This is a genomic window from uncultured Porphyromonas sp. (genome assembly GCF_934359325.1).
Lineage (GTDB): Bacteria > Bacteroidota > Bacteroidia > Bacteroidales > Porphyromonadaceae > Porphyromonas_A.
Window position 1 is genome coordinate 1 of sequence record NZ_CAKRLH010000027.1, and the last position, 13,417, is coordinate 13,417.

General features: G+C 58.0%; 9 protein-coding genes and 1 riboswitch. Of the genes, 6 read left to right on the plus strand and 3 right to left on the minus strand.

All coding sequences use genetic code 11. The features are described 5' to 3' along the window. The 5 genes from Q0F21_RS02210 to Q0F21_RS02230 all read left to right on the plus strand — a co-directional run. On the plus strand, positions 1-1,267 hold a 1,267-nt coding region (locus tag Q0F21_RS02210), incomplete at its 5' end, for a glycoside hydrolase family 3 N-terminal domain-containing protein (protein WP_297236978.1). A 556-nt stretch (positions 1,268-1,823) separates the two neighbouring features. Next, positions 1,824-2,034: riboswitch (cobalamin riboswitch) on the plus strand. A 111-nt stretch (positions 2,035-2,145) separates the two neighbouring features. Continuing rightward, positions 2,146-3,303 (plus strand): DUF5074 domain-containing protein, encoded by a 1,158-nt coding sequence (locus Q0F21_RS02215; protein ID WP_297236981.1) that lies wholly within the window; start codon positions 2,146-2,148, stop codon positions 3,301-3,303. Beyond that, positions 3,303-5,366 (plus strand): TonB-dependent receptor plug domain-containing protein, encoded by a 2,064-nt coding sequence (locus Q0F21_RS02220; RefSeq protein ID WP_297236983.1) that lies wholly within the window; start codon positions 3,303-3,305, stop codon positions 5,364-5,366. Before Q0F21_RS02215 ends, Q0F21_RS02220 begins: the two co-directional genes overlap by 1 nt. An 11-nt stretch (positions 5,367-5,377) precedes the next feature. Further along, positions 5,378-6,931 (plus strand): hypothetical protein, encoded by a 1,554-nt coding sequence (locus tag Q0F21_RS02225; protein WP_297236985.1) that lies wholly within the window; start codon positions 5,378-5,380, stop codon positions 6,929-6,931. Positions 6,932-6,962: 31 nt separating this feature from the next. Next, the gene (locus Q0F21_RS02230) at positions 6,963-8,378 is read left to right on the plus strand and encodes a DUF5074 domain-containing protein (RefSeq protein ID WP_297236987.1); all 1,416 of its coding nucleotides are present in this window, start codon (positions 6,963-6,965) and stop codon (positions 8,376-8,378) included. A 239-nt stretch (positions 8,379-8,617) separates the two neighbouring features. On the opposite strand, the gene Q0F21_RS02235 is transcribed toward Q0F21_RS02230, so the two are convergent. The 3 genes from Q0F21_RS02235 to Q0F21_RS02245 form a co-directional block, all read right to left on the minus strand. After that, on the minus strand, positions 8,618-10,852 hold the full coding sequence (locus tag Q0F21_RS02235; protein WP_297236989.1) for a DUF349 domain-containing protein: 2,235 nt from the start codon (positions 10,850-10,852) through the stop codon (positions 8,618-8,620). A gap of 82 nt (positions 10,853-10,934) precedes the next feature. Beyond that, a complete protein-coding gene (locus tag Q0F21_RS02240; RefSeq protein WP_297236990.1) occupies positions 10,935-11,582 on the minus strand; it encodes an aminotransferase class IV in 648 nt (215 codons plus the stop codon). Further along, entirely contained in the window at positions 11,579-12,559 is a 981-nt protein-coding gene (locus Q0F21_RS02245) for an aminodeoxychorismate synthase component I (protein WP_297236992.1), read from the minus strand. The genes Q0F21_RS02240 and Q0F21_RS02245 overlap by 4 nt, the downstream gene beginning before the upstream one ends. Before the next feature lie 124 nt (positions 12,560-12,683). Between Q0F21_RS02245 and Q0F21_RS02250 the strand changes: the two genes are divergently transcribed. Then, the coding region (locus tag Q0F21_RS02250; protein WP_297236994.1) for a phosphoglycerate kinase at positions 12,684-13,417 on the plus strand (734 nt) is incomplete at its 3' end.

A 13,417-nucleotide genomic window follows, 5' to 3' on the forward strand; every position in this document is an offset into this window, starting at 1 on the left:
ACTGGCTTATGAGTATGGTCGGGCGACGGCAGAGGAGGCGCGCCGCGTCGGCATCCACGTCAACTTTGCCCCCGTCCTGGACGTCAATAGCAACCCCGCAAACCCTGTCATCGGCAACCGAAGTCTCGGCTCCTCGCCCGACCTCGTGATCCGCATGGGACTTGCCTACTCTAAGGGGCTTGAGGACAATGGCCTCCTATCCACGGCAAAGCACTTCCCCGGTCATGGCGACACCTCCACCGACTCGCATAAGACCCTCCCGGTGATCAGTCGCACCCGCGCCCAGCTGGAGGAGGTGGAGCTCGCCCCCTTCCGCGCCTACATCCGTGAGGGCTACGGCGGTATGATGGTAGGGCACCTCAGCGTCCCCGCCCTCGGCACGGGTCCACTGGCGACCAGTGCCGTCCCTGCCGTCGTCACTGACCTGCTGCAGCACGAGATGGGCTTCGGCGGACTGATCTTTACCGACGGTCTGGGGATGAAGGGCATCGTCGACGGTGCCGGGGAGCTGGGCGTCTACGTCACCACGCTCCTCGCCGGTGCCGATATCCTCGTAGCGCCGACAGACCCCTTCCAAGCGCTCGACGACGTGACCGCAGCGGTCGATAAGGGGATCCTCTCCCAGGCGGAGATCACCCGCCGCTGCCGCAAGGTTCTCCTCTGGAAGCACCTCCTCGGTGCCGACAGCCGTGAGCCTCTGGAGACGAAGCACCTCGACGCCGACCTCCACCCGAGAGCCTCTCGAGAGCTCCTCGACCGGATCTACGAGGGCGCAATGACACTGGTAAAGAATGAGCAAAGCATCCTCCCGCTTCATAAGGAGGATCGGGTCGCCCTCCTTACCTACGGGGACGACTCCGCCGACCTCCTTCGCTCCACCATTAGCCGTGTATCAAAGGCTGACGGATACACCATCCGTCGCTCTACCGGTCCAGCGGCTCGTCGGGCCATTCTCGACAAGCTCCGCTCCTACGACAAGGTGGTGGTCGCTGTCACCTGGAAGGGATTCGCTCCCGGTGAGGACCTGACGAAGCTCCTCGGTGAGACGAAGAGCGTCCTCCTCTTCCACACCTCCCCCTACGCCGCCCTCGACTATATGGAGGCGATGAAGGCGGCGACCGCCGTCGGCTTTGCCTACGACACTCGGTCGGAGGGGATGCGCGCCATGGGCCGAGCGCTGACAGGCGAGCGCCCCATCTCCGGCAAGCTCTCCGTCGACCTCCCGCCCCTCTACAAGCAGGGCGACGGCATCGTGATCGGCAAGTAATCCCCGATATAAACAAAGAGAGCGTCCCCGATGGTCGTGTAGATCATCGGGGACGCTCTGTGTCCGTGTCAGGAAATCACTCAGCGGTGTCGGCTGTGTGACAGAGCTGACGCAATTGAGTTTTATCTCGCCCACCCGATCCCGGCAGGGATCTGCGGCACCGGGGAGTATCGTACCAGGCTGGATAGAGTTAGGTGAATTCTAAACCCGGTATTAGTGATCACTAAACCCGGTAATAGTGATGACTAATACCGGGTTTAGTTGGGGGGCGCAAGGCTGCCCCATCAGAGCTATACGGTAAGCCATCTGATGCTCAGGTATGCGGATGGGTGGTCTCTCTTGTCGCTCATCTCCGATGTGACGGCGACCCACAAGGGGTCTGGACACGAAATAAACTCTCGTACATCGGTCTTCGCCACTTCGTGGCTCGACAGATGCCTACGGAGCGGGCATCCTTGCGGATGCAGTTACGCTGCTGATGGACGAGTCTCAAATGCGAATTAGCCATTGAGGGACGCTGATCCGACTTGGCGATATCAATAATATTTGCTAAAATTGCACCCACAAAGACTATGGTGTCCTCCCGCACGGGCTCTCCGAGCGAGAGGATGAAAAGGGAATCAGGTGCAAGTCCTGAGCAGACCCGCTGCCGTAAGCTCCACAGCGACTCCCCTCACACCCTACACTCCACTGTCGCCACCCGGCGATGGGAAGGAGGTGAGAGGAGGGAGCAAGCCGGAAGACCTGCCACAGTCATAGAGTAATGTGCTTCCGGGGAAAGGAGCGACAGACGGATCCACATCAGGATACATTCATAGTCAAACCTGCGGCCTTTCTCATACCCCCTACCCTGGAGCCTATGACCGATGTAGAGAGATATGAGGATACGAGTACAAGCAATGGGATTCTTGGCAGCACTGCTCTCAGTAGTGTGTGCCTGCGACAAGGTTCCGGAGCTTCCCTCCTTCGAGGGGGAGGATGGCAATAAAGCTGTGATGATCGTGGTGAATGAGGGACTCTTCACCACCAATACCGCCGCCCTATCGGTAATCTACGAGGACGGTAAGACTTACTTCGATGTCTTCCGGTGGGTTAATGACCGACCCCTCGGCGATGTGGCACAGTCTGTCACGGAGATCAACGGCTACTATTTCGTCGCAGTCAATAACTCCCGGCGCGTCGAAGTTCTGGATAAGAAGACCTTTAAGAGCGTCGGTTGCATCCGGTACAAGGAGTCCGGCTCTCCTCGCTTCATCGCACCCCTCTCCGACTCTACGGCAATGGTTTCCGACCTCTACGGACAGATCGTAACCATCCGGACCAAGCCGCCCTATAAAGAACTGGAGTACATCAAGCTGCCACTCAAGTCTACCAGCATCGAGAAGATCACCTCCGTCGGAGGTAAGGTCTTCGGGGCATATCTCAATCGCGGGCTGGCAGTCTTTGACTGCGATGACTACAGTATCCGCAATATGCGCCTTATGGAGGATGTCGTCGTGGGTGAGCTGACGAAGACCTGTAAGATGCAGGTCGATGCCGACAATCATCTCTGGGTAGTCACCACGCCGAGGCTGGCACGAGATCAGAAGAGCCTGACACTGAATTGTATTGACCCGGCTCAGGAGCGAGTGATCAAGAAAGTGGAGATCCCCTATGTCCTATCCGACATCAAGAGAGGCGATATCGTCGGGATGCCTAATTACAATCGTGTCGATATGGATCCTACAAAGACGCTGATCTACTTCAACCTCATGGTGGCCACAAAGGATGGGAAGGACAGAAAGGCCTCCGATCCGGTGCAGACCGTCTATACCCTCAATACCAAGACCGGCAAAGTGGAGAAGTACCTCGAGCTCCCTGGCGTCAGCATGATGTACGGCATGGGTGTCTCTCCTAAGGGCGAGGTGTGCATCTGCGACTGCCTCGACTACACGGCACAGCGAGGCTATGTGCGTGTCTTCTCACGAGAGACCCCGGAAGTGAAGAGCTATAAGGTGGGTGTATACCCCAGAATGATCATTTTTCCTCAAGACTGATGAATAAGCAAGCTCTATCGGCAATGGTGGCACTCGGGCTTTTCCTCCCCACCATCTCCGCCATCGCACAAGACGTCCACGAGGAGGACAGCATCGCCCGGAGCTATACGCTGCAGACCCTCTTCGTCACGGAAAAGTATATCACCAAGGAGAAAGAGGTCAACATAGGGGCAAAGACACAGACCATCCCTGCTCCGATCCTTGAGGTCTTCCAGTCCAGGAGCCTCGCAGATCTGCTGATCGAGCAGACCTCGATCAACGTCAAGAGTATGGGACTTGGTGCGCTGGCGACCGCTTCTTTCCGAGGTGCAAGCCCGTCACAGACACGAGTAAACTGGAATGGTGTCAATATTACCCCCGTTATGGCAGGGATCTTTGACTTCTCTCAGATGCCGGTCTTCTTCGCTGACAAGGTTTCCCTGGTCTACGGGAGCAATGACGTGAAGAGTGGCACCGGAGCGGTCGGAGGCAGTGTCAATGTCTCCAATATCCCGGTCTGGGATGGTCGCACGGTGACAGACCTCTCCGCGGAGTACGGCTCCTACAATACCTATACCGTTAAGGGGGCGATGCGCTATGGTACCAATCGCCTCTCGATGAAGACACGGGCCTACTTCCAGCACTCCGACAACAACTTCTCCTACATCAATAAGGTCACCTCCAATGAGCATTTCCTCGAGCAGAGGGTCGATGCCGAGTACAGTATGGCCTCAGCGATGCAGGATCTCCACTATCGGTTTTCGCCCGAGTCTCGCCTATCGACAGCCGTATGGTATCAGTACGGCAATAGGATGCTTCCGCAGCCACTTGGTGTGGAGGCGACATCTCACGAGCGGCAGAAGGAACAAAACTTCCGCGCCTATGCAGGATGGGACAGGCACTTTGGCTCCAAGTCTCAGCTGGCCGTCAAGGGGGCTTACATCTTCTATCAGCTGCGGTACGACAAGTGGTACTCCACGACCCACTTCGACCCCTATGGGAATACCAACGCCAGCCATACGTGGAGCCTGAGTGGCGACTTCTCCCACCGTCTCACCGAGGAGATCCTCCTCAATACGACGCTCACCTACCAGCACGACATGGCCAAGGCGGAGAGCTACAGGGACCTGGATCCAAGTAAGTACACCATCGATGACATCGAGTACAAGATCCCCGATCTGGAGCCTCCGGTCAAGGAGTACCGCAATATCCTCTCTTGGCACAACTCCGTGCGGTGGCAGTTTGCTGACCACTGGCTCACCGACCTCCGACTGATGCTGGAGACAAACGACTGGAGGAAGCCGGTCTGTACCTACTCCCTTGGGGTCATAGGAAGCATCGTGCCTAATAGGTTCAACGTCCGCAGCAGTGTGGCATACAACTACCGATTCCCCAGCCTCAATGAGCTCTACTGGCGCCCGGGCGGTAATCCTGACGTCCTGCCGGAGCGGGGAACATCCTTTGATGCCACATTCTCGCTCGACCTGCCCATCAGGAGGGGGTGGAACTTCAAGGCTGAGGTGGCACCTTACCTGATGCTGATCGACAACTGGATCCTCTGGCTGCCGACCGACGAGAGCGCACGAGGCAGAGGCAGCTCGTCCAATCAGTGGCTCTGGACACCTCAAAATAAGCGAGACGTCCTCTCTACCGGTGTGGAGCTGATGAGCCGGCTCTCCTATACGCACAAGGACTTGCGCAGCTCGGTGACCTTCAATTACACCTATACCGACTCTCATACTCGGACAAAGCAGCACAAGGATGACGGCTCGCTCCTCAAGCAGATCCCCTATGTCCCCAAGCAGAAGTGGAGCATCCGTCTCTCGCTCGACTACAAGCAGGCGTTCCTCAACTTCCAGACCACCTATGTCGGTGTCCGCTTTATCACAACGGATCAGTCCTACTTCACCTACCCCTACAATGTCTGCAACCTCCAGGCAGGCTATACCATCGCCCTCGGAAATAAGGTGATCCTCTCTCCTCAGGTGAGGGTGGACAATCTCTTCAACACCTACTACGAGTCGACGCAGTACTACCCGATGCCACGGCGTAATGTGCTCGGCTCTCTCATTGTCAGATTTTAACACCATTTTCTATGAATAAGATGTCTATACACAAGCTGCTCCTCTGCCTGCCACTCCTACTGATCGGATTGGCGGGATGTACGGGTGAGGATGAGCCCACACCCACGGACCGGAAGGTCTCGATTGAGGTCACTATGCCTTATCCCCTCTCCCTGGAGGGAGTAAAGGGCTCAATGGCCTACTACTGGAATAAGGAGCTCTCCCTTCACCTCCTCATCTCGCAGCAGGGGAAGAAAAGCCTGCCCCTGACGCTCAGACCGGAAGCCATCCCCGGTGAGGGGGACAAGGTACGCTTCGACGTGACCATCCCCCACGACCGCTTCGACCCATCCAAGCCGGTCACGGTGACCGGATCTGTACTGCGGAGCGAGGGTACTAGAGCGGTGGCTCCGCAGACTATCCCGGTCGGTGGAGGACAGGCGATCAAGCCTAAGGGCTTTGGCGGGCTGCTTCCCTACGACCTCCTGAAGGAGATCCACCAGCCGCTCTTTATCCAGCCGGTCACCATCACTCCTGATGAGGAGAAGGTCAGTCCCGTCAAGCTCGAGCCGAAGGGGCAACTCCTCTTCCTACAATTCCACAACGGTACGGACGAGGCGGTCGCACTCAATACACTCACCCTGAAGTCAGCCGATGGCACCCTCTTCGGTACGGATGCCTTCTACGACCCTGCGACCGGAGAGATGAGGGGCACAAGAGGAGACTCCTCACCGAGCCTTCCTCTCGACAAGCAGGAGATGCTCAGCCCCGACCTTGTGGCTGCTTACCTCGTCTGGCTCCCCTCCGAGAAGCTTCCCAAGGCGACCTACCGACTATCCCACCTGACGGAGGATGGCAAGGAGGTGATCAGTGAGGGCGAGACGCCAACGGATCTGGACAAGTCTCTCTCCCTCTCCTACCTCGGGATGAAGGAGGATGGTACGCTGGAGATCAGCGACGAGCCGGTGATAGAGGAGGCGGACATCTCCGAGGGAGGAGACCCGCTCTTCACCATGAATGACATCGAGTTTTGGGTCGGAGAGGGTGAGAAGAGAGCCGCCCTCGTCATCGAGTGGCACGACGACAAGCAACCCGATGCCATGGTATGGGGCTACCGCTTCGATGGAGAGAAGACCGGATACGATATGATGATGGCTGTCGTCGAGGCCGATCCCCGTCTGAGTCTGCTCCTCGGCAAGGCCTTTGGCGGACTTGATGTGATCTTCGGCATGGGGTATCAGTTCACTCCCACCACCCCACGCGCTCCGATAATCCTCGACGGGCAGAAGCTCTCCAATAACGGCAATGGCATCACCTTCGTTGAGAACGCCAAGGATGCCGACAAGTATAAGTTTGGAGACGAGTCCGGACACTGGAAGGAGGGCTGGTATAAGAACGGCTACTGGGTCTACTACGTCAAGGACAACCGCCTCGACAGCTTCTCTTACTCTCAGCTGGTATACAGCCTTCGCCACCTTGTGGACGGCTGCTGGGACGGCTGGTCCTTCCAGGATGGTATGGAGAGCTACGTGGGCAGACCTCACGGCAATAAGTTTGTGCCTGCTCCCCTTCCTGATAAGAAATGAACTAACATCAACATAACTCAATCCAATAATCATGAACAAAATGACACTCACATGGAGGTTTGCCCTCTTGGCATCACTCAGCTTTGCACTCTTCGGGTGTTCGCTGGACGATGATGCGCCGACCCAGGAGACGACGAAGTCCTCCATCAACCTCACCCTCGACAACGGCGAGACCACGATGGACGCCTTCCCGGGAGACACCATCCGGGTGAAGGTGGAGAGTAAGGAGCTGAAAGACATCGTCGGCACCACATCCAACTCTGCATGGAATGTCGGCTACGACGAAGAGAAGAGCGAGCTGACCATCATCGCACCGGTTGTCTGCACCAGCGGACCGGCCAAGGTGATGGTCTCCGGAGTCGACAAGAGGGGGCAGGTCTTCAGAAGCCTTGTAACCCTCACGCTCAATGACTACAGTGATCCGCGAGGGACTTTTATCCTCAACGAAGGCAGCGTCTGGAGCACTCCCTCCGAGATGAGCTCTCTCATCTATATCACCCCGCGCACGAGTGCCACGCCTTATGTCTATGAGAGCATCAATGGTCGCGCACCCGGTGCATGCTCTCAGGATATGTTTGAGAGCGGCGGGAAGTACTTCGTCATCTCACAGAATAGGAACCCCGACACGGATGGACAGCTGACCATTTTTGACACCAAGACCCTGCGCAAGATCGGGAACTATCCCTTTAAAGAGAAGGAACTCGACTGGCCCACCCACGTCGCTGTAGTGGACGGGTACAAGATCTACATCCGTGACAATAAGGGTATCTGGTTCTTCAATACCATGTACGCAGCCAATCAGCTGACATTTATCGAGGGATCGAGAGGCGCCAGGAAGAACACCATGGCAGTCAGCAATGGTAAGGTCTTCTTCTCGCAGAATAGTTATCTCAAGGTGATCGATCCGGAGAGCAACACCATCGTCCACGAGGTGAAGTATGGTGGCAGCATCTCCGGCGTCATCAATGCCGACGACGACCACCTCTATGTCTCCAACCTCGAGAAGGGCATCGGTAAGATCCGTCTGGTGAATACCAAGACATACGAGGTCGAGAAGGTGAATGAGATCACTAAGGAGAATGGAGGCGATCTGCTCGCCATGACCTTTGCCGCTGCGCCGGGCATCTCCGCCAAGGGCGACACCATATACTACAGCTCACTGGGTCAGAAGGTCTACCGCCACCTCTTCTCCACCGGAGAGTCCAAGCTCATGGTGGATATTAAGGAGTCCCTCAATCCGGAGCATACCCAGACCTACAATACCGTCCAGGTCAATCCTACTACGGGTCACGTCTATATGAATACCCTCCTCGGCTTTAGTTCTAAATACAAGACCAATACCATCTATCGCTTCGACATGACCGGTGACAAGGCTGTGCTGCTCAATCGCTGGGAGAACCTCACCCGCTTCCCCGCAGGTATCTTCTTCCCCACCGCAAAGAAGTAAGCCACACCCCTATCTATCGACCCCGAGGGGGCACGACGCAGTATGCGCCGTGCCCCCTCGGTCTTATCGGACGTGCGCTGCCCTGTCGCACTGACTTATCAGACGAGTCGGACTTATAGCGCCACCTTATCGGACGAGTCGGACTTGTCCGACTAGTCCGACCCGTCCTACCGGGTGGATACGACAAGGGGGCTGCACCCTGGACGGATGCAGCCCCCTTGAGGGATGATGATAAGGGATTACTCCTCGGCCTTCTCCTCAGCGGGAGCCTCGGCAGGAGCCTCAGCGGGAGTCTCAGCAGGAGTCTCAGCGGGAGCCTCGGCAGGAGCCTCAGCAGGAGCCTCAGCAGGAGTCTCAGCGGGAGCCTCGGCAGGAGCCTCAGCAGGAGCCTCAGCGGGAGCCTCAGCAGGAATCTCAGCAGGAGTCTCCTCCTCGGGCTTCTTCACCTCCTCCTTGATCTCCCCCACACGATCCTGGTACTGTGAGATCTTAGCCTTTACTTCATCGATCTTCTTCTGTACATGCTTGACCATGGGGTTACTGGGATCGCCGGAGAAGAATCCGAAATTGGTCTCCAGCTGCAGGAGCTCATCCTCGAGCTTGGAGATGCCGTGCTTGACGTTCTTCTGCTCGTCCTTGAGGTCGTCCTTGGAGAGCTTGGAGAGGTCTTTGTCGAGGTTGACCTTGGCAAACTTCGGCTCCCTCTGTCGGTCGTTGCGGCGGTTGCCGGTGCGGCGGTCTCTATTGCCCCCGTCACGACGGTTGCCTCCGCGGCGACCGCCCTGACCATTGAGGATGCGCATAGTGCCGAAGTAGCGATTGAGCACATCGTCCTTCTCATCATTGGGTACCGGTCCGATGGAGCGCCACTCCTGCTCGAGCGCCTTCACTTCGTCCGCAATGGAGGGGTCATTGCGTCGATCGAGGAGTGCCTCGAGGCGATCTACCACATCGTACTTGGCCTGAAGATTTTCCTTACGATCGGCGTTGCGCTGCTTGTGTAGCTGCGCCTTACGCTCAAAGAAGGTGTCGCAGGAGGCACGGAAGCGCTTCCAGAGACGCTGCGCCTCGGCCACCTGGGTACCGAAGCGGGAGTTCTCTGTCCACTCCCTCTGCAGGGCCTTGAGCTTCTCCGTTGTGGGACCCCAGTCCTCACTGTCCTTGAGCGCATCGGCCTCGTCGACCAGCTCGCGGAGGCGCTCCAGCTTGGGTGCGATCTCGGCGGAGAGATCCTTGAGGAAAGACTTGCGCTGCATGTAGAACTCGTCTCTCACGAGGTCGTACCGGCTCCTGAGCTCGATGAAGAGGTCCTTGGGGACGCGTCCGATGGACATCCACTGACCGTGGATCTTCTTCAGCTCATTCTCATAGTGGCGCCAGCCCTGACGGGTGTCGGGCAGGGTAACGAGCATCTTCTCGAGGGTCTCTACGAGCTCCTTCTTCTTCTCATAATTAGCCTTCTCGTCCTCGTGGATCGCCTTGAAGTGGTCATCATGCTTCTTATAGACCACCTGCTGAGCGTCTTTGAAGTCCTTCCAGAGGCTGTCCTTAAACTCTGGTGCCACGGGTCCCACCTCCTTCCAGTCGTCGAGGAGGCCCTTCATCTTGCGGAAGGATTTGACGGCGTCCTTCTCCTCTCCGAGAGCTCTTGCCTTGCGGATGATCTCCTCCTTCTGGGCGCGGTTGTCGGCATAGTCCTGGATCCGCTCTCCCTCGCCGATCTCCTTCTCCTCATAGAAACGGTCGAGGAGACCAGAGTACTCGTCCATGAGGGCGTTGCGGTCGTTGTCGGGGACGCGACCCACCTCGCTCCAGGAGTGACGGATGTTGAAGAATTCGTTGCGGAGGGTGATCGGATTCATCGTATTGGTGGGGCTCAGTAGGTCTCTCAGTCTCTCGACGAGCTGACGCTTAGCGGCAAGATTAGCCTCTCGCTCCGACCGCTCCTGCTCGCGCTGCTCGCTGCGGAGCTTCTGTGCGCGGGTCTTGAGGTTGATGAAGCGGATCGCTGCCTCGTCCTCAGGGGTCGACTCTGTCTCGGCACCCTCCACAGCGGCAGGCGCAGGGGTGACGCCGCCCTTAGGCATCATCTGGCGCTCGAGACGGCGCATATCGCGCTGTGTCGGGACGGTACCGCCCTCGACCATGGCATTGATCGCCTCATAGAGTTCGTCGCCACTCAGCCGGGAGAGATCGGTGCTGGGCTTGCCGGGATCCTTGTCGGACTCTTCCTCCTCATCCTGCTCATCGGTCTCGTCCTCTTCGTCGGGTGTCGCAGCTGCGACAGTTGTCTCCTCCGTCGGGGTCATCTCAGCGGCAGGCTCTGCTGCGGGGACCTCTTGCTCCTCTGTCTCCGTAGGCTCTACGGTCTCGGCGCTCTGGGTCTCTTCGGCAGGCTCTGCTGCGGCTCCGGTGATGGTCTTCTGCTCCTCGTCCTGGGGAGTGGTATTCATGTCTGTGGGATTCAAGTCCATGGCTCAAATATACGTTAGATAGATTATTGCAGGCTGGTCGATTATACCTCGATCAGCCCCCTAAGGTACACATTTTATCACACTATGACCACCCCTCGATGATGGGACCACGTATAGCGGTGATCGGGAGGATCAGGCGACCGAGGGGATTGAGGGCATTGATGAGCGAGATCTCGCTCCAGCGTCCCCCGAGGAGATCGTCTGTCGTTACAGGGACTGATGTGATCTCACCCGACTCCAGGAGCGAGCGCCGGCGCGTCCCCTCGAGGAGCGGTCGGTCGGGGGTCTCCCACCGCCCCGCTCTCCGGAGACAGATATTGGTAAAGGTGGTATCGGTGACCCGATCTCCACGGATCAGCAGAGCCACCGTCTCGTGATCGGGAAGCGAAGAGGCAATGCTGTCAAGGAGTGTCCGGTCGAGGTACTTACGGTCGTACCGATAGCCGTCCGGCACTCGGTAGATCTGCAGTCTCCTGACCCTGCGTATGTCGTAGGTATAAGGGGTCACGGTCACCTCGGCGATCCCGGACGAGGAGTAGACGATGCGCATCTTGAGCGGCGCATCTACCCCATCCGGTCGAGCTGCCCGGAGAAGCGTCCTCAGCTGCTCCTCAGACGAGAGGAAGGGCGGCACCCCGCACAGTGTCTCGCTCACCCGGCGGAGGTGATACGCTGCCAGGGGCATCCGATCCCCCTCCTCCACGCCTATGGTCTCGATGTAGTAGGTCATAGGGGTAAGTAGATCTTCTCTATCACCTCCTCGTACTCACTGCGGCAGTCGCTATTGATCGTGATGCCGCCGCCGGCATGGTAGTAAAAGTGCTCGCCATCCCTCTCGATGAAGCGGATCATCACGCCCGTATCGAGACTCTCTCCGTCGAAGAAACCACAGATCCCGGTATAGAAGCCCCGCTCATGCTGCTCCGCCCGTGCGATCAGCGCCTGCGTGGCAGCCTTAGGGGCTCCGGTGATCGACCCCGCCGGCAGGAGTTTGCTCAGGATGGTGCCCAGCTCTCCCTGCCATTCCGAGGGCAGCTGTCCCGTCACCTCCGAGCTGACCTGCAGCAGCGCTCCGCCCCTCGTCTCCACGCGATCGATGTAGCGGTACCGCTCCACCCGCACATGCTCCGCTACGGATGAGAGGTCGTTGCGTATCAGGTCGACGATCGTCGCCGACTCAGCCTGCTCCTTAGGGTCAGAGAGTATCCTCTGCTCCGCATCCGGCAGCGTGGCGTCGATCGTCCCCTTCATCGGGTACGAGCTGATCACCCCGTCGGAGGAGATCCGGACAAAGATCTCCGGGGAGAAGCAGAGGAAGTGCCCCGGCAGCCAGGCGCAGTACTTCGCCCGCACCCGGCTCAGCAGCTCACGCGGGTCTCCGGCGAAGTCTACCGCCGTCCTTTGCGTCAGATTGGCGAGGAAGGAGTCCCCCCGCAGCTGCCCCTCTCGGATCACTGCAAAGCGCTCCGCATAGCGGTCATAGCTCTCCGGGTGAGCGATCAGCGTCAGCGGAGCCGGTGAGCCGTCGTAGGGCAGGCTCTCCAGCGGGCGATTCGCCCGACCCTCTATGGAGAGGAAGAAAGGCGTCTCGCCCGACCGGTCCATCCGATCGATGTAGCAGCTATCTCCCCGATAATTAATGAGGAAGTAGAAGGGCGTACCGGATGCGCCCAGATGATTGAAGTTATCGATGATTTCCTGAAGCATGGACAAATGTACCACGACCTTTGGACAATCCTCACGATCGGATAGCCCTACCCTTTATTCCCCAAGAAATTACTAAATTTGTAGGGTAAGAAAGAGATCAATACACTAATAAGACCCTATAGCTATGGCAAAGATCCAAGACTACAACTTCGGCGGGAAGCGCGTCTTCGTGCGTGTCGACTTCAATGTCCCTCTGGACGATAATCTCCAGATCACGGACGACACCCGCATCCGTGCCGCCCTCCCCACCCTCAAGAAGATCATCGATGACGGCGGTCGCCTCATCATCGCCTCCCACCTCGGTCGCCCGAAGACCGGCGCCGACCCCAAGCTCTCGATGAAGAACATCCTCTCCCACGTCTCTGAGTTGCTCGGCGTGGACGTAAAGCTCGCTCCCGACTGCGTCGGCGAGGAGACGAAGCGGATGGCAATGGAGCTCAAGGACGGCGAGGCGCTCCTCCTGGAGAACCTTCGCTTCCACGCTGAGGAGCAGGGCAAGCCGATGGGACTTCCCAAGGATGCCTCCGAGGAGGAGACCGCAGCTGCCAAGAAGGCTGTCAAGGCGAGCCAGAAGGGATTTGTCAAGGAGCTGGCAGACCTCGCCGAGGTGTACGTGAACGACGCCTTCGGTACCGCTCACCGTGCCCACGCCTCCACGGCGCTGATTGCTGAGTACTTCGACGCAGAGCACAAGATGTTTGGCTACCTAATGCAGAAGGAGGTGAATGCGGTCAATGAGATCCTGAATAACGCCAAGCACCCCTTCACCGCCATCCTCGGTGGCTCCAAGGTCTCCACGAAGATCGACGTGATCATGAACCTCCTCGGCAAGGTGGACAACCTGATCCTCACGGGCGG